17 protein-coding genes are annotated in these 17,710 nt (G+C 44.9%); 3 read left to right on the forward strand and 14 right to left on the reverse strand.

The annotated features are described in order from the left end of the window. Positions 1 to 267 precede the first annotated feature (267 nt). Both ACP7BU_RS12620 and ACP7BU_RS12625 read left to right on the forward strand, forming a co-directional pair. On the forward strand, positions 268 to 1,440 hold the full coding sequence (locus tag ACP7BU_RS12620) for a PQQ-dependent sugar dehydrogenase (RefSeq protein WP_425880091.1): 1,173 nt from the start codon (positions 268 to 270) through the stop codon (positions 1,438 to 1,440). Between the two features lie 461 nt (positions 1,441 to 1,901). Further along, a complete protein-coding gene (locus ACP7BU_RS12625) occupies positions 1,902 to 2,297 on the forward strand; it encodes a tautomerase family protein (protein ID WP_425880090.1) in 396 nt (131 codons plus the stop codon). 268 nt (positions 2,298 to 2,565) lie between these two features. On the opposite strand, the gene ACP7BU_RS12630 is transcribed toward ACP7BU_RS12625, so the two are convergent. The 5 genes from ACP7BU_RS12630 to ribF all read right to left on the reverse strand — a co-directional run bounded on the left by ACP7BU_RS12630 (position 2,566) and on the right by ribF (position 8,158). Beyond that, complete coding sequence (locus ACP7BU_RS12630; RefSeq protein ID WP_004281216.1) at positions 2,566 to 3,108, reverse strand: NADPH-dependent FMN reductase; 543 nt, start codon at positions 3,106 to 3,108, stop codon at positions 2,566 to 2,568. Positions 3,109 to 3,238: 130 nt separating this feature from the next. Then, a complete protein-coding gene (locus ACP7BU_RS12635) occupies positions 3,239 to 3,721 on the reverse strand; it encodes an FKBP-type peptidyl-prolyl cis-trans isomerase (RefSeq protein ID WP_004281217.1) in 483 nt (160 codons plus the stop codon). Continuing rightward, complete coding sequence (gene lspA, locus ACP7BU_RS12640) at positions 3,714 to 4,253, reverse strand: signal peptidase II (protein ID WP_004281218.1); 540 nt, start codon at positions 4,251 to 4,253, stop codon at positions 3,714 to 3,716. The genes ACP7BU_RS12635 and lspA overlap by 8 nt, the downstream gene beginning before the upstream one ends. Beyond that, positions 4,246 to 7,092: an isoleucine--tRNA ligase gene (ileS, locus tag ACP7BU_RS12645; protein WP_425880089.1), complete on the reverse strand. Its 2,847-nt coding sequence runs from the start codon at positions 7,090 to 7,092 to the stop codon at positions 4,246 to 4,248. Before ileS ends, lspA begins: the two co-directional genes overlap by 8 nt. A 64-nt stretch (positions 7,093 to 7,156) precedes the next feature. Further along, complete coding sequence (gene ribF / locus ACP7BU_RS12650; protein WP_425880088.1) at positions 7,157 to 8,158, reverse strand: bifunctional riboflavin kinase/FAD synthetase; 1,002 nt, start codon at positions 8,156 to 8,158, stop codon at positions 7,157 to 7,159. Between the two features lie 231 nt (positions 8,159 to 8,389). On the opposite strand from ribF, the gene ACP7BU_RS12655 reads away from it, so the two are divergent. After that, on the forward strand, positions 8,390 to 8,953 hold the full coding sequence (locus tag ACP7BU_RS12655; protein WP_425880087.1) for a 5'-nucleosidase: 564 nt from the start codon (positions 8,390 to 8,392) through the stop codon (positions 8,951 to 8,953). Positions 8,954 to 9,019: 66 nt separating this feature from the next. On the opposite strand, the gene ACP7BU_RS12660 is transcribed toward ACP7BU_RS12655, so the two are convergent. The 9 genes from ACP7BU_RS12660 to ACP7BU_RS12700 all read right to left on the reverse strand — a co-directional run bounded on the left by ACP7BU_RS12660 (position 9,020) and on the right by ACP7BU_RS12700 (position 17,620). Further along, entirely contained in the window at positions 9,020 to 9,640 is a 621-nt protein-coding gene (locus ACP7BU_RS12660) for a TetR family transcriptional regulator C-terminal domain-containing protein (RefSeq protein ID WP_004281222.1), read from the reverse strand. A 323-nt stretch (positions 9,641 to 9,963) separates the two neighbouring features. After that, the gene (locus tag ACP7BU_RS12665) at positions 9,964 to 10,770 is read right to left on the reverse strand and encodes an ABC transporter ATP-binding protein (RefSeq protein ID WP_425880086.1); all 807 of its coding nucleotides are present in this window, start codon (positions 10,768 to 10,770) and stop codon (positions 9,964 to 9,966) included. Between the two features lie 21 nt (positions 10,771 to 10,791). Beyond that, the gene (ssuC, locus tag ACP7BU_RS12670) at positions 10,792 to 11,607 is read right to left on the reverse strand and encodes an aliphatic sulfonate ABC transporter permease SsuC (RefSeq protein ID WP_085064422.1); all 816 of its coding nucleotides are present in this window, start codon (positions 11,605 to 11,607) and stop codon (positions 10,792 to 10,794) included. Then, positions 11,607 to 12,782, reverse strand: a complete 1,176-nt coding sequence (gene ssuD, locus ACP7BU_RS12675) for an FMNH2-dependent alkanesulfonate monooxygenase (RefSeq protein ID WP_425880085.1) — start codon at positions 12,780 to 12,782, stop codon at positions 11,607 to 11,609. Before ssuD ends, ssuC begins: the two co-directional genes overlap by 1 nt. A 36-nt stretch (positions 12,783 to 12,818) precedes the next feature. Then, entirely contained in the window at positions 12,819 to 13,814 is a 996-nt protein-coding gene (locus tag ACP7BU_RS12680; RefSeq protein WP_312585697.1) for an aliphatic sulfonate ABC transporter substrate-binding protein, read from the reverse strand. Between the two features lie 24 nt (positions 13,815 to 13,838). Then, positions 13,839 to 14,795: a sulfonate ABC transporter substrate-binding protein gene (locus ACP7BU_RS12685; protein WP_425880084.1), complete on the reverse strand. Its 957-nt coding sequence runs from the start codon at positions 14,793 to 14,795 to the stop codon at positions 13,839 to 13,841. Positions 14,796 to 15,128: 333 nt separating this feature from the next. Next, on the reverse strand, positions 15,129 to 16,472 hold the full coding sequence (argA, locus tag ACP7BU_RS12690) for an amino-acid N-acetyltransferase (RefSeq protein WP_425880083.1): 1,344 nt from the start codon (positions 16,470 to 16,472) through the stop codon (positions 15,129 to 15,131). Positions 16,473 to 16,604: 132 nt separating this feature from the next. Further along, positions 16,605 to 16,991, reverse strand: a complete 387-nt coding sequence (locus ACP7BU_RS12695) for an RcnB family protein (protein WP_253160397.1) — start codon at positions 16,989 to 16,991, stop codon at positions 16,605 to 16,607. A 242-nt stretch (positions 16,992 to 17,233) separates the two neighbouring features. Then, a complete protein-coding gene (locus ACP7BU_RS12700; protein ID WP_004281230.1) occupies positions 17,234 to 17,620 on the reverse strand; it encodes an RcnB family protein in 387 nt (128 codons plus the stop codon). Positions 17,621 to 17,710 lie beyond the last annotated feature (90 nt).

Below are 17,710 nucleotides of genomic sequence, written 5' to 3' on the forward strand. Positions count from 1 at the left end.
AAACCTCTTAGCGCTGATGGTAGTGTGGGGTTACCCATGTGAGAGTAAGTCATCGCCAGCTCATTATTCGAAATCCCCCTCCGCCAAGGCAGAGGGGGATTTTTTTATGCGTGGGATTTAGTGGAAAGCTTAGACACTAATTCTTTATTAAAATAAATTCTATTTATAATTTTTAAAATATATTTATTTACTTTTCTATGCTGAATTTAGACCAGAAACTCTGTATCTTGATGTTAATTTGGACAATAAATCAGTATGGAGAAGATAATGTTGTCGCAATTTAAAATAAAAATTCTACTCAGTTGTTGTGCTTTAGCATTTACTGCCTGTCATGCAGAGAATCCATCTTCTAGAAGTACTCAAGAGACATCTACATCAGCTGCCAAATCGAATGCAGTCTCTTCAAGTTTGCAAAAATATAAGACTGAACAGGTTGCTCAATTTAATGAGCCGTGGGCGATTACTACTTTAAATGATGGCCGACTATTGATTACTGAGCGCAAAGGAAAATTGCAGCTCTTTGATCCAAAAACCAAGAAAAAAATTGAAGTTAAAGGTATACCTCAAGTCGCATATGGAGGCCAGGGTGGCTTAGGTGAAGTAGCCTTGCATCCAGATTTTGCAAAGAATCGGTGGGTATATCTGAGCTATGCCGAACAAGGCCAAGGCGGATATGGTGCAGTGGTGATTCGTGGCAAACTGGACCTAAATCAAGCCACTCCTCAACTCACACAAATTGAACGGATCTGGACGCAAGTTCCGAAATTTTCAGGCCAGGGACATTATGCCCATCGGATTATATTCGGGTCGGATGGTAAGTTATGGATCAGTTCAGGAGAGCGTCAGCAATTTGATCCTGCACAGGACATGCAATCTAATGCCGGTAAAATTATTCGCCTGAATGATGATGGCTCAATCCCTGCCGATAATCCGTTTATGACTCAGGGTAAAATTGCCCAGCAGGTCTGGAGTCTCGGACATCGTAATCCTCTAGGCATGGCTTTTGATCCGAAAGGGCAGCTTTGGGTGATCGAAATGGGACCGAAAGGCGGCGATGAACTGAACAAGATTGTCAAAGCTAAAAATTATGGTTATCCGTTAGTGTCTAATGGCAATCATTATGATGGCAAGCCCATTCCTGACCACAGTACCCGACCTGAATTTGAAGCCCCGGCACTGGATTGGACTCCGGTAATTTCTCCTTCAGATTTAATATTTTATACGGCTAATGTCTTCCCGCAATGGAAAAATAAGGCGATTGCGACCGGTCTGTCTTCCAAGGCGATTGTGATTGTGGATACGAACAAGACCCCAGTGAAAGAAGTTCAGCGTCTGGATATGAAAGAGCGGATTCGCGGGGTTGCTCAGGCACAGGATGGTTCACTGTGGGTGATTCAAGATGGTCCGCAAGCAGCTCTGTTAAAAATGACAGCACCTTAATCCTCTGCTTTTAGGATGCTTATCTAAATATGAAATATTGAATAAGCTGACCATCTGAATAAAAATCTTTTTAAGCTGATGCTGGCATGAAAGAAAAAGGCCTCTACATCCTGTGAAGGCCTTTTCATATTCTGTTAAAGGTATAATGTCTGTTATACCGATCAGCATCCTGCTACGTGAATTTTTTTATTTTTCTTACAAGACTTCCTGTCTTGGTATGATCTGAATATAGCCTGAAGCGATACAACGCAATAGGGCAGTTTAACTGCATGGATTGTAGGTCAAAGCCGACAGCCAAATTTTAAAAAGATAATTTTAAAAATACTGTTTCAAAATGATCATCTGACCAAATCATAAACTGCGGTGATGATTTTGCTGTATGTTAGCGAGAGAAAACTCTTTTGATATGCATCAACTGATATAAATAAAAACGTCCATAAAATAATAAAAAGGAAACTCCTATGCCTACGATTCAAATTGAAGTTCGGCAACAATATCCTCAAGCAGTTGAGGAACAATTGCTTAACAGCGTATTTCATTGTGTGAAAACTGCCTTTCAGCTGCCTGAATATGATCGTAATATTCGTCTGGTCGTGCATGAAGCGCATCGTTTTCATTATATGAGCCATTTAGCTCAGCCTGAATATTTTACCTTGATCAGTATTGACTGTTTTGCTGGCCGCAGTCTGGAGACCAAGCGCAATTTGTATCAGCAGATGGTCAAAAGTCTCGGAGAAATCGGCATTCCTGCAGATTATATTCTGATTCATCTGAGAGAAAGTGCACTAGAAAATTGGGAGATCCGGGGAGGGCAGGCCGCCTATGATGTTGATCTCGGCTTTAAGGTTGATGTTTGATGCATTCCGATCAGTAGTCACGTTAAATCTAAAGTTTAAACAGAAAAGCCTCAACATCCTGTCGAGGCTTTTCTGGATTTGCTTCTCAGATCTGACTCCTGTCTAATCTGTCAACGTCCTGTTGATTGGCGCTTTTTATTGTTGTCGTATCGCTTTGCAGACTTCCTGTCTGTCTATGTACTCACTATAGCCTCGCATAAAACAACCGCATAGCGGCTAAACTCTGCGCTGCATGTAGGCTAAAACGTACAGGGCTGTCGTCCAGTCATTAAGCACTGACATATTGAATCAGTCTATCCACCACAGCTTTTAAGTTTTTATTATCAAATTCATTGCCTTGGAAAGAATAATCTTTATTGCGCGCAAAGATGTCCCGGATTTCAATCACGGCATTGGTATCCACCAGTCCAAGTTGAGTGCCGACTTGACGAATCTGGTCAATCGAACGTGATCCGTTAGTCGCACCATAACCAATATAAGCTGCTGGTTTGCCTTGCCATTCCTTGCCGAGATAATCCAGAGCATTTTTCAGGGCAGGGCTATAGCCATGATTGTATTCAGGCGTGACAAAAATAAAGGCATCGCCAAGCGCAATCTTGTCGGCCCAGTCTTGCTGTTTGGGCTGATCATAAATCCCGGTCAATGGGGGATGAGCACCAGAAAACAGCGGAAGATCCCATTCTTTTAGATCGACAATTTCAGTTTCCAAAGTGCTAAAGGCATAACTTTTAATTTCCTGCAGTACCCAGTGCGCCACTTTAATCGCAGTACGTCCCTCACGAACACTCCCAACCACAATATAAATTTTCATGTTTCATCCTTTCTTCGGGTCTGATCATCAAATTAATCAGATTTCAGGAAGGTGACTAGAGATGATTTGTATCCGGAAAATAAAAAGCTCCCGAAGGAGCTTTTTTAAAATCAGTTAATTAGCTGAGGTTTTACATCAGTTTAATGCCTTGCTGACCCGCAGGTGTCACTTTAAAGATTTCCACTTCAAAGGTGATGTTTTTGCCTGCCAATGGATGGTTAAAGTCCACTTCAGTGATGTCATCATTCACCGATCTCACCACGCCATACAGGGTGGCTTTGGCTTTGTCTTCAAACTCGATCATGTGACCTTCGATCGGACGTTCTCCGAACTTCACCGTATCAAATTTCTGGATGTTTTCTGGATTCCATGGACCAAAAGCATCTTCTGGCGGCAGGCTCACCGTACGACGGTCACCGGCACGTAAACCAAACAATGCTTTTTCAAAACCAGGCAGTAAATTGCCATCACCAATCACCAGGCTGACCGGTTCTTCACGGCTACGGGTATTGTCAATTTCCACGCCATTTTCGATTGCGACAGAAAAGTGCAGCTCGACTTTAGAACCGTCTGCAACCCGGGTTTCTTCGTTAGGATGAATAAAATCAGTCATGTTGTGCTTGCGCCCGTTGAATTCGATGTTTTTCTAAGAAAAAGGTATCAATCAGCATCAGAATAGTGCCTACAGTAATAGCACTATCTGCGATATTGAACGCAGGGAAGTGGCTGTTCTGGTAATACACATGAATAAAATCGACTACATAGCCGAGGCTGACCCGGTCGATTAAATTACCGATGGCACCACCCAGAATCAGGGCAATCGCCAATGGTAAAATTTTCATGTCTTTTGGCATGCGCATCAGCCAAAACACAAAGATTACAGACACTAAACCTGCCAGTGAAGTAAAGAAATAGCGTTGCCAACCACCGGCATCGGACAGGAAACTAAAGGCAGCGCCATAGTTATGTAGCAGTGTCCAATTTAAAAAGGGCAGCACAGGAACAGGATCTGCATAGTTCAGATTTGTCACTGCAATCCATTTGGTCCATTGATCCAGAATGATCGCCAGAATGGCCAGTCCAACCCACCATAAATTATGTGGATAGAACTGGAATAAGCCCTTTTTGGTGTGGGTATTAGGCATATTTTCTCTCTTCGCCTTGGCCTGTAGGAAGGTTGATGATACAACGACCGCATAGACCAGGATGTGCAGAATGTGTATTTACATCTGGTAATACATGCCAGCAACGTACGCATTTTTCGCCATCAGCTGCTGAAACTTTCACATTCAAGCCTTCAAGATCAGACGCTTCACCTTGTGCTGCATCAAACTCATTGACGATCACTTGTGATGTGATCAGTACGAAACGAAGCTCATCACTTAACTTATCTAGCACTGCTTTTAATTCGGCATTTGCCCAAAGTTCAACTTTGGCAGACAAGTTAGAACCGACAGTTTTCGCGGTACGTGCAGTTTCAATGAATTTGTTTACTGCAGATTTCACGGCAATGAGCGTTTGCCATTCAGCTTCAGATACTACATTTGCAGTTGAAGCCACAGGAATATCATACCATTCAGCCGTGAACACGTATTTCTCTGATTGCTCAGGAATTAACGGCCAAGCTTCTTGTGCAGTGAAGCTCAGGATTGGTGACATCCAACGCACGAATGCTTGTACCAAGTGATACAACGCAGTTTGTGCAGAATGACGTGCTTGCGAATCCGCTTTCGTGGTGTATTGACGGTCTTTGATGATGTCTAAGTAGAAACCACCCAAGTCATTGATACAGAAATTAGTCAGAGCAGTCGTTACGATATGGAAGTTCATATCTTCGTATGCTTTCTTAATGGTTTCTTGCACTTCAGATGCACGTTGCAGAATGTATTGATCCAGCGCGATCAATTGATCTACAGGAAGCGCATCTGTTGATGGTTTGAAGCCATTCAGGTTAGCAAGCAAGAAACGAAGCGTGTTACGGATACGACGATAACCGTCAGAGGCACGGCTAAAGATTTCTTTACCAGCGGTCATTTCATAACGGTAATCCGCAGAGGCGATCCAGAAACGTAAACCATCCGCACCCATATCTTTAATGATGTCTTGCGGCGTGATCACGTTACCGATCGACTTGGACATCTTGCGGCCTTTTTCATCCACGACGAAACCGTGAGTCAATAGACCTTTATATGGCGCACGTTCGTTAATCGCAATCGAGGTCAATAACGACGACTGGAACCAGCCACGGTGCTGGTCTGAACCTTCAAGGTACAAATCAGCAGGATCAGTCAGTTCTTCACGTTCACGCAGTACCGCATAGTGCGTTGTACCAGAGTCAAACCAGACATCTAATGTGTCACGAACTGCGTTGTATTGTTCAGCATCCGCACCGATAAACTCAGAGGCATCACGGTTATACCAGCCATCAATGCCTTCTTGCTCGATCAGCTTAGCCACTTCTTCAATCAGTTCAGGCGTACGTGGGTGCAATTCATTGGTGTCTTTGTGTACGAAGAACGGAATTGGCACACCCCAAGTACGTTGACGTGAAATACACCAGTCCGGACGACCTTCAATCATCGCCTGGATACGGTTTTTACCCCAGTCCGGTACAAAGCTTATATCGTTTTCAATCGCATTCAGTGCATTTTGACGTAGACCTTTGGCATCCATGCTGATAAACCATTGTGGTGTCGCACGGAAGATAATCGGGGTTTTATGGCGCCAGCAATGCGGGTAGCTATGCTTGATCACTACATGTGCCCAAAGCTTGGTTGCTTCAGTTAATGCTGCAATAATTTTTGGATTGGCTTTGTAGATGTGCTCGCCCGGGAAGATTGGCGACGTTGGTAAATACACACCATTACCACCGACTGGGTTTTCAACTTTCAAGTTATACTGTAAGCCAACTTTATAGTCGTCCACACCGTGACCCGGTGCAGTATGTACAGCACCTGTACCGCTAGCATCGGTGACGTGTTCACCCAAGATCACTGGCACTTGGCGCTCAGCAATTAAAGGATGTTGAAGAACTAAATTCTCAAGTTTTGCACCTGTGAATTCAGCAAGCACTTCAAATGCAGTAAAGCCATAACGCTGAGTTGCAGACTCAACCAATGATTTCGCAAGGATGAAGTTTTGTGATGCTTTGTTTTCACCAGTTGCTTTCACCAGTTGGTATTCAAGTTCAGCGTGGAGTGCAACCGCTTGGTTAGCAGGCATGGTCCAAGGCGTTGTTGTCCAAATCACGATATCCGTACGATCAGCGATTTCTACGCCGACACGTGCAGATAAATCAGCAAGGTCTACAATCGTGAAACCGACGTCAATTGCGTCAGATTTTTTATCTTCGTATTCAACTTCAGCTTCAGCGAGTGATGAACCACAGTCTAAACACCAGTTGACTGGTTTCAGACCTGGCTCGATATGACCTGCTTTCGCGATTGCACCCAATGAACGTACGATGTCAGCTTCTTGTTTGAAGTTCATCGTTAAGTAAGGATTGTCCCAATCCCCGAATACGCCCATACGTACGAAGTCTTTCTTTTGAAGCTCAACTTGGGTGTAGGCATATTCACGGCAGGCTTTACGGAAGGTAGATGCATCCACTTTTACGCCGACTTTACCGACTTTTTCTTCGACTTTGAGTTCGATTGGCAAACCGTGACAGTCCCAGCCCGGTACATACGGTGCATCAAAGCCATCCATGACACGGCTTTTGATAATGATGTCTTTGAGTACTTTGTTGACCGCATGACCCAAATGAATTTGACCATTGGCATAAGGAGGGCCGTCATGAAGCACGTATTTTTTCTTGCCAATACGCGATTCACGAATCTGCTGATAAATGTTGTCGGCATACCACTCTTCTAACCATTTCGCTTCACGTACTGCCAAATTTGCTTTCATTGCAAAGTCAGTACCTGGGAGGTTTAGCGTGGCTTTATAGTCCACTGCATTTTCAGGAGTTTGCTTATCGCTCATGCAAGTCGTCTTCCAATCTAATCAGTTATGTCACTGACACGTTTTACAATAAAAATATGGGATATTAAAAGGGAAATGTGGGGTGATTTCGACGAAACTCAAGCAGTTTCTCGACATCATCATCAATTCCGGCTTTTAGCGCTTCAAGCGAAGGATAGTCCTTTTCGCCATGTAAATAGTTTAAGAACGTCACCCGCATCAACAGGCCATACAGATTAGCAGAAACATCTGGAAAATGTACTTCTAATCGCCACTCTGGATGTGCTTGTTTGATGGCTGGACGTGTGCCGACATGACCGGCCCCAAACAGGGCAGTCGGGTCATAACCCACAATGCCTGTTTGCGTTGCAGAGTCGGCTTTTACTTTGTCTTTTAAGGATTGGGTTTCGCAAATGACCTCAACTCCGTAAATTCCCTTCAGGCAGGGCTTATGACGGTTAAGCCGTACATTAATGGTGGGAAAATCAATAGTTCGACCAATCTGATCGCCATATTGCACCCGCCCGGTAATGCTATAAGGACGACCCAGCAATTGTGCGGCCAAGGCTAAATCACCGGCTTGCAAGGTCTGGCGAATCCGGGTGGAACTGACACGCTCACCATCCAGAGCAATGGTATTTAAATTGGTCACTTCAAAGCCGTAATTGCGCAGGAATTCGCTGTTGCCTTGGCGGTTTTTACCAAAGTGAAAATCATCGCCTAAGACCAGATGCCGGGCATTCAGTTTTTCTTTTAAAATGTCGGCAAAGGCTTCTGCAGTCAGGCTGCGGAAAGTATGGTCAAATTTCGCCACCGCGATATAGTCCACACCCAGCTCAGTCAGGTATTCAACTTTTTCACGCAACGATGAAATACGCGGTGGGGCATCATAACCTTGAAAGTATTCAAGTGGTTGGGGCTCGAAAATCATCACTACAGATTTTAAACCCTGTGCTTCAGCCACCTGTTGCAGCTGACGGATCATCGCCTGATGGCCTAAATGCACGCCGTCAAAATTACCGATCGTCACGGCAGTTTTGGGTAATTCAGAATGAGAGGCTAAAGCATTTAGACGGAGCAGCTGCATGGGCAAATCAAGTGCTTAGAAATATCGAGAGGCTATATATTGCCATAATCTCGCGCTTTCGTCTTGCTGTTGTGTTTTTATGCAATATTTTTCTTGAAAATTCATCTTCCTTAGCATTGAGCAGTTTTGTTTTTGTACACATTGATCATGTCTGATCAGAGCACTGGTGCTTTTCATTCAGCCGCTTTTGTTTTCTAATATCAGGGTTTTTCTTGATATCAGGTATTTCGAATGTCCGATTTGGCGCTCATCATGGCTCTACCCAATGAATCCAAAGGCTTGTTTGAAGCAGAAGGCATTCAGGTACATTACAGCGGGATTGGTAAAGTCAATGCGGCTTTTAAAGCTTTTGAGGTGATTCAGAACACCGGTTGCAGAACCTTATTGAATTTGGGCAGCGCGGGAAGTTCGCATTTTAATGCGCATGAACTGGTCGAAGTCACGCAATTTGTACAGCGTGATATGGATGTGTCGCCCCTTGGCTTTGAGATCGGCATGACCCCGATGGATCAGCATTTCCCGGGTGCGATTGAGCTGGATTCTTTCTTTGACCATTTGCCGAAAGGGATTTGTGGAACAGGCGATAGCTTTGAAACCGGTATTTCAAAAGTGGCGTGTAATCTGGTCGATATGGAAGGCTATGCCTTGGCCAAAGTCTGTAAAAAGCTGGGCGTTCGGCTGATTGCAGTGAAATACATTACTGATGGAGCTAATGAGACTGCGCATCTGGATTGGGAAGAAAATCTGTTATTGGGTGCGAAAAAATTATTAGATTTATATCAAATGGTAAAATAAATAGGAGGGTCAAGTTTGCTCGGCGACCATAGCAGCTATGGTCGTGTGCCAATCAGAAGCGCTTGCTTATTTATCCGTGCGTGGAATCACGCCATATAACATCATATGTACCGTATGCTGGATAATGCGTTGCTGCATGCTGCGGTTACGCAAGGTTTTACCCGTGACCATTTCCATTTGGGTCGCAAAGTCTGCATAGTTCTGGGTAATCGCCCAAATATTCAGAATCAGTAACTCAGGATCAATATCTGCAGAAATCTTGCCTTGCTCCTGCCAGTTGGAAATCACTTTGGCTTTACGCTTGACCAGTTTTTTTAGCGGACCTTTTAAAATTTCCAGAATATGCGGTGCACCTTGAATCACCTCCAAAGCAAATAAACGGGATGCTTTAGGCTGGGTACGCGACACTTCAATTTTTTGCATCAAATAATTGGTGATCGCTTCTTCAGGCTCAAGTTCAGCTTCAAGGGTTTGTAAAGGCGCCAACCATTTTTGTAGAACGGTGGTTAATACCTCGACATACAGGGCTTCTTTATTTTCATAATAATAGAAAATATTTGACTTATGCATTTCTGCAATTTGTGCGATTTCATCCAGACTTGCCCCATTAAAACCATATAGGGAAAATACGTCTAGTGCAGCATTTAGCAGCTGATTGCGTTTTTGAGTACTCTTTTTTTGTTCCATTAGCAAATATAAAAAACAATGAAAAAGGGAATCCTCAATTGTACGGCAAATCATCAGATTTGTGCACACAGTCACAGGCTAATTTTTTGAATAATGATGATTTATTCTCTAGATCAATATTTAAAATAGGCTAAATGCATCTACACCACAAGAAAAATTCAAGTTTCTGAAAATACTTCATTTATTCATCTTTTTTCTTCATTAATTGGAGAGAGGAATAATACTGAAATGAATCTGATAAAAATGACCTCTTATTGAGATAAAAGTATTTTTTATAAGAATAAGACCCAAAACCATACTCGATTTTGGGTTGGATTAAGTATTTAGGTTGCTAAAACTGCCTGCAAGACCTGCTGTTCCAGTTCTGCAAATGCCACACTTTTTTGCCGGGGACGTGGCAAATTGACCTTAAATTCTTTGGCAATATGGCCTTTGTCCAGCAAGATAATCCGGTCTGCCAATTGCACTGCTTCACTGACATCATGCGTGACCAGAATGGCGGTAAAGCCTTGCTCGGTCCAGAGACGTTCAATCAGGTTCTGCATTTCCAGACGTGTCAGGGCATCCAGGGCGCCGAGCGGTTCATCCAGCAGTAGAATACGCGGCTGATGCGATAATGCCCTCGCCAAGGCGGTACGTTGCCGTTGTCCTCCAGAAAGCTGTGAAGGCCACAGTCCAGCTTTTTCTTTGAGTCCGACCTTTTCCAGCATTTGCGAAGCTTTGGCATGCTGCTCCTTCGGTAAACCGAGTTGAACATTCTGTTCGATGCTGCGCCAGGGCAGCAGGCGAGGGTCCTGAAACATCACCCGGATATCATCGGTAGTAATGCCTTCGCGAATATGCCGGGCTGACTTAAACTTGATTTCGCCGTAGCTTTGCTGTTCCAGATCGGCAATCAGGCGCAATAAGGTACTTTTACCACAACCGCTGCGACCAACAATTGCCAGAAATTCACCCGGCTGGATATGCAGGTCCAGATCTTCCAGAACCTTGACCGAACCGTAAAACTTGTGCAGCTGTTCAATGATAATTTCGGCACCGATCACTGCAGCAGGATTGATCTCTGCCGCAGGTTGGTCCAGTGGCACAATCGGGTCATTGGCATGACGCCCTAAACTGAGATCAGTCATCACATGCTCCTCATTTATTCTTTATTTTTGATAGCCGGCATGCCAGCGCAGCAGGAATCGCTCTAAGGCCACGGCCAGAACATCGGCCAGTTTGCCGAGCAGGGCATACAATAAAATACCTACCAGAACCACGTCAGTTTGCAAAAATTCACGTGCATTCATGGTCATATAACCAATACCAGACTGGGCGGAAATGGTTTCGGCCACGATTAACAATACCCAGACCAGACCTAGAGAAAAACGCAGTCCGACCAGAATTGACGGCATCGCACCCGGCAGAATAATTTCTTTATACAGTTGCCAGCGAGTTAAGCCGTAGCTTTTGCCCATCTCGATCAATTGCGGATCGACGGAACGAATCCCATGATAGGTATTGATATAAATCGGGAAAAATACCCCAATCGCCACCAGAAACAATTTGGCAGATTCATCAATCCCGAACCATAAGATGACTAGGGGAATGAGTGCCAGTGCAGGAATATTGCGGATCATCTGCAAGGTGGTGTCGAGCAGGGTAGAGGCAGTTTTGGATGAACCATTTAACAGACCCAGCAATAGGCCCAAACCACCACCTACCAATAATCCGCTGATGGCACGTCCTGCACTGACTTGCACATGCGTCCACAGTTCACCGCTGAGCAATAAACTCCAGAAGGCTAAAACCACGGCACTCGGTGCAGGCAGAATCCGGCTTTCCAGCAGGCCTGTGCTAGAGGCAATTTGCCAAACTGCAATCAAGAAAATTGGAACCAGCCAGGGCAGCAGATGCTGCCCCAGAATTGTTCCACGTGAAACCTGCTTTGGGGTCAGGGTTTCAACGGAAACGACTTTTGACATTAAGCAGACTCCTTAATTTTCTCAGCCTGCTTGTTCTCGTCCGGTGTGTAGTTGTTCGCCACGATTTCACCAAATGGACCGGTCAAGTTTGGTTGAGTGAGTTTTTGCTGGGTTTCCAGTGGAAGTAAAGGGAATACCAGTTCTGCAAAACGGATGGATTCTTCCAGATGTGGATAGCCTGAGAAAATAAAGGTGCTGATCCCCAGATCGGCATATTCCTGGATACGTGCAGCGACAGTTTCCGGATCGCCGACCAGTGCCGTACCTGTACCACCACGAACCAGACCCACACCTGCCCAGAGGTTCGGAGAAACTTCGAGTTTGCTGCGATCGCCATTGTGCAGTTCTGCCATACGGCGCTGACCGACCGAGTCCATGGATTTGAACTTGGCTTGGGCTGCAGCGATAGTGGCATCATCCACATATTGAATCAGTTCTTCAGCCGCCGCCCAGGCCTGCTCATTGGTTTCGCGTACGATCACGTGTAAACGGATCCCGTAATTCAGTTCACGACCTTTAGCTGCAGCCTTGGCTTTTACCACTGCAATTTTTTCTTTGACTGCTGCCGGTGGCTCGCCCCAGGTCAAGTAAGTATCGACCTGATCCGTGGCCAGCTCAATGGCATCATCCGATGAGCCACCAAACCATAAAGGCGGATGCGGCTGCTGAATGGGTGGATACAGCAATTTTGCATCATCGACACTTAAGCGTTCGCCATGGAAACTAAAGCTTTCACCGGTATGTGAGCGTTTTAAAATTTCACGCCAGATGGTGGTGTATTCGGTCGCCGTTTTATAACGGGTTGTGTGATCTTCATAGACGCCATCACCTTTTAGCTCCTGCTCGTCACCGCCAGTCACCAGATTCAGCAGTACTCGGCCATTAGACAAGCGGTCAAAGGTCGCGGCCATACGTGCAGCCAGTGCCGGCGTGGTCACGCCTGGACGCAATGCCACCAGGAATTTTAATTTTTTGGTCGCATCAATCAGGCTGGCTGCAGTTAACCATGGATCTTCACAAGAACGGCCAGTCGGAATCAGGACACCTTCATAACCAAGATTATCCACGGCAACGGCAATCTGCTTCATGTAGGCATGATCTACAACACGTGCGCCCTTGCTGGTGCCTAAGTAACGGCTGTCGCCATGAGTGGGGATAAACCAGAAAATTTTCATGTGATATTCCTTAAATTAAATCATCTTGTTTGTTCATCAATGTGTGGCTGCTGGCGACCAGATCTGTTGCTGGACGCTGATGGTTTTGGGAATCAGTTGAACCTGCTGGAAGAGATCGGCAATATTCTGTTGGGCTTTGATCACTTCCGTCGTTAATGGTTGTACCGGCGAAGGTTTAAGACGACGCTCAAATGCAATCTTTGCCACTTCTGGTTTCAGACCGGTACTTTTCTGATAAATATCTAGAGCTACAGCCTGGTTTTTAAGAATCCACTGGTCAGATGCATTTAAAGCCTGGATAAACTTCCCGGGGCTATCCGGATGCTTCTGAATAAATTCGGGATTGCCGATATAAAAGGAGTAGGTTTGTGGAAAGTTACTAGATTCAATCAGCACCTTAACCTTGCTGTCGAACTCGGCTGCACCCAGGAAGGGATCCCAGATTGCCCAGGCATCAATGGCTTTTTTGTCAAAAGCAGCACGTGCATCCGCAGGGGGAAGCCAGACGGCTTGAATCTCTGACCAGCTTAATCCGGCTTTTTCCAGGGTTTTGGCCAGAAGTTCATGGGCACTTGAACCTTTCTGCACCGCGATCCGTTTTCCTTTCAATTGTTGAATATTTTGAATGGCACTGTCTTTCGGCACGACCACGGCCAAAGAATTTCCCGCCACTTTTTCAAAGGCCACGTAGCTCAGGGCTTTGTCTGCCGCCTGTGCAAAAATAGGCGGAGTATTTCCCACATAGCCATAATCCACTGCCCCGACTGCCAGTGCTTCCAGCATTTGTGGGCCTGCCGGAAACTCTTTCCATTCAATTTTGGCATTGGGAAATTGTTGTTCTAATAGCTTTTCATCACGTGCCACCAGCAGATTTAAGGCTGATTTCTGAAAGCCAATCGCAATGGTTTTAACTTGTTGCGCTGACGTGGTTTCTGCGGCAGCCGTTTGCTGTGGTTCCTGTTTCTGGCAGCCAGTCAGACTAAAGCTCAATAGCGCTAAGCTGATATAAGAAACTGTTTTTATATGACTCATCTTTATTCTCGAATTATTCTGCTGTTATTTAATAATTGCTGCATCAATATTCAGCTTTTGTGGAATCAGCTGCTGCGCATAAAATGCATCGGCGACTTGTTGCTGTTTTTGAATCACGTCAGTGCTGAGAGGTTTAACGCCAAAGCCCATGCGTGAAATAGAGGTTTTCAAGACATCGACGGCCAGACCTGTCGGTTTTTGCAGGAGCTGAGCGGCAGCGTCCTGATTTTTTGCCACCCAGTCCGTGGTCAGATTCAGTTCATTGACAACCGCCTGTATCACCTGAGGATGGCTTTCTGCGAACTTGCGATCTGCCAGATAGAATTGGTGGTTGCTCACCACATTTTCACCGCTGGCAATGACACGCGCACCAATCTGATGTTCAGCAGCTGCAAAGAACGGATCCCAGATGACCCAGGCATCAACTGCACCACGTTCAAATGCAGCACGTGCATCGGAAGGTGGTAAATAGATCACTTCGATATCATCAAGGCCAAGCTGGTTGGCTTCCAGAACTTTTAATAGTAAGTAATGCACGTTTGAACCTTTGTTCAGGGCTACCCGTTTGCCTTTCAGATCTTGAATAGACTGAATCGGCGAATCTTTCGGTACAATTAAGGCTTCTGCCTTAGGCGCTTGCGGCTGATTGGCCACATAGACCAGATTTGAGTTGGCCGCCTGGGCAAAAATTGGCGGTGCTTCACCGGCTTCACCAAAAGAGACGCTGCCAACATTCAGGCCCTCAAGCAATTGCGGGCCAGCCGGAAATTCTACCCATTTCACATTGATCCCTTGCTGTTTTAGGGTGGTTTCCAGCGTGCCACGTTCTTTTAAAATTGGTAATACGCCGTATTTTTGGAAACCGATATTCAGGGTGATGGTCTCTTCTTTTTTCGAGCAGCCTGAAAGCATCATGACACCCGCCATCGCAGTACCAAGTACTGCAGTCTTTGTTAAAAACTGAACATGAGATTGGCGCATGAATCAAAACTCCCGAAAATGACAAACTAGTGAATGAAAACTTAGACACACGCTAATCGTTTTTGTTTTTCTAAAAAAATAACTATTCAGGAATTTCTAATGAAGAAAAAAGATAAATGAAAAAGCGCAAAACTTATGCAGAAAAGTGATTTATATAAAAATGAAGATTTAATAATTAAATTAATCAAACTTATGAAATTTATAGTTATTTTTTTAAATCTGATCTGTTGATATGTTTAGCTAAAAACCAGTAATAGAATTTTAAAATTTAAATCGAGATTGCCAGATATCTTTATCTAAAATTAAGCTAAAGCACTGAAAGAAAAAGCCACTTTAAAGTGACTTTTTGCAAACAATTGAATTACGTTGATAATTGTAAAATGCCTGACGGGCATCCGGCAGGTCATCGACTGAAGCCGGTTCAAAGCCTTGTTCCAGAAACCAGTGCGCGGTACGGGTGGTTAAAATAAACAGCTGCTGAATCTGCATGCTTTTGGCTTTTTCTTCAAGATAATGCAGGATCTGGCTACCCCGATTAGACTTGCGATAACTTGGATGTACCGCAACACAGGCAATTTCTGCAGAACGCAATTCATCACCCGTGGTCGGAATCGGGTAGAGGGCCGCACAGGCCAGAATCATTCCGTCCCGTTCGATCACAGCAAACTGGTTGATTTCATTTTCCAGACGTTCACGCGAACGATAGACCAGAATACCTTCTTCTTCCAATGGACGCAGCAAACCGATCAGGCCGCCAACATCCTGAATGTCGGCCATCCGTACTTCTTCATAATGTGCATCGGTGACCAGAGTGCCGGAACCATCACGGGTGAACAGCTCTTCCAGCAGGGCACCATCATAGGCATAAGAAATCAGATGCACTCGATGTACGCCGTTCATGGAGGCTTCCTGTGCGGCTTTTAGCTGTAATCCTCTTTCCAGTGCATCTTGCTCGACTGGAATAAAATCATCCAGCTGTTGCGGTGTCACTTCACGTTTGAGCTGGCCGTTACTGTCCATCAGGCCATGCTGATTACCGAGAAAAATCAGTTTATCTGCCTTGAGGCGAATCGCAGTTTTGGTAGCAACTTCTTCAGCCAGCAGATTAAAGACTTCACCCGTAGTGGAATAACCGGTCGGGCCAAGCACCACAATATTATGACTGTCCAGATGGCGCTGAATCGCATCGGTATCAACCGCGCGCACTTCACCAGTCAACTGAAAATCGATACCATCGCGGATGCCATACGGCTTGGCGGTGACAAAATTCCCTGAAACGGTATCAATCCGGGCGCCATACATCGGCGAATTGGCCAGTCCCATAGACAGCAGTGCTTCAATTTGTAGGCGGATCGAACCGACGGCATTCATCACGCAGCTTAAAGATTCACGTGTGGTGACCCGACGCTGCTGGTAAAAAGGCGTCGTAATCTGGCTTTGAGCCAGATTCTGGTTAATTTGCGGACGTGCACCATGTACCAGAATCAGCCGAATGCCTAAAGAATGTAATAAAGCAATATCGTGAATAATATGCTGAAAGTTATCATTTAAGACGGCTTCGCCATCAAACATGATTACAAAGGTTTTATTGCGGTGCGCATTGATATAAGGCGCAGAATGGCGAAACCAGTGCACATATTGCAAAGTTGTGCTTTGTGACGTTTCTGCTGAAGTCATGCTGTGCCCATTTCAATGATTGAAGATCCAGCTTTGATTCTAATGAAAAAAAATGCAAGTGGAAGTGCAGATATAAAAAAACACCTGAAGGGGACTTCAGGTGTCTGCAAGACGAGCAGTAATGGAGAAAGCTTAGTTAATGATTCGTACAATTTTGTTGGTACGCTCATTCACCAGAACGTAGTCATTGTTGACCTTGTACCATTGCTGGAAACGACCGGTATTTGGCAAACGGCGTGCTTCGCGATCACTTACTTCAAAACGGTTGTTGTCATATTGGCGAGGTAAAGTTTGTCCTACGCGCCAGTCACGGCTTGGATTGACCATACGGTTGTTATGACGGCGGTCATCATTCCAGCGACGGTCGTCATTCCATTTCTTGCTATCTTTAGCATTCCAGTGTGGCGCCGGTTTATGCGGATTATGGTCATAACGCGAGTCATACTGTGGTGCTGCCATTGCAGAAGTAGCTAACAAAGCACTTAGAGATAACGCGATTGTAGTTAAGACTTTTTTCATGGCTCTCACCTTAAGATGTATATCTAATTTCGATGAGACTAAATTAGCGAACAAGTACATAGAAAGCGTGGGGGCTATTTAGTTAAATTGTTAAATTTATGAAGAAATTTAGTAGATGAATCACGCAGTCTAAAAACTGGAAAAGCAGCGAGATTTTGAGTTAAAAATTTTCAGCCAGTGAAATAAAAAAGCCCAAACATCGTTGGGCCTTAAAGAAGATTGAATTTGAATGCACTTATGAACTAGTCACCCACGATGCGGATAATGCTGTTGTTTTCAGAATCCACCAGAATGTAGTCATTATTGACTTTGTACCATTGCTGCTTGCGGTCAGGTCGAGGCAGGCGATGGTCTTTATATTCAACTTTATAGCCATTGCCACGATAATGCTGCGGCATCACATAACCCGGCTGCCAGCGTAACTGTTGCAGGCGTTTCACCCCGCGTTCTTCACGCATACGGCGGTTATCCTGCTGATCTTCCTCTCGGAACTCACGGGCTTTCTTCTTGTCATGACCATGACGTGAATCCATACGGGATTCATCATTGAAATGAGGGGCAGCGATGACGACATTGCTCAGCATGAATGTACTGCAAGAAATTGCCAGTGCCACCAAAACCTTTTTCATGTTGAACCCTCATTAAATTGTTCATCTTCTACAGCACCTAATGTACGGAAAAATTGCAGAGAAACTGTGAAGAACAGGCACAATTTTTAT

Source organism: Acinetobacter sp. 40AMC3-4, assembly GCF_049898185.1.
Taxonomy (GTDB): domain Bacteria; phylum Pseudomonadota; class Gammaproteobacteria; order Pseudomonadales; family Moraxellaceae; genus Acinetobacter.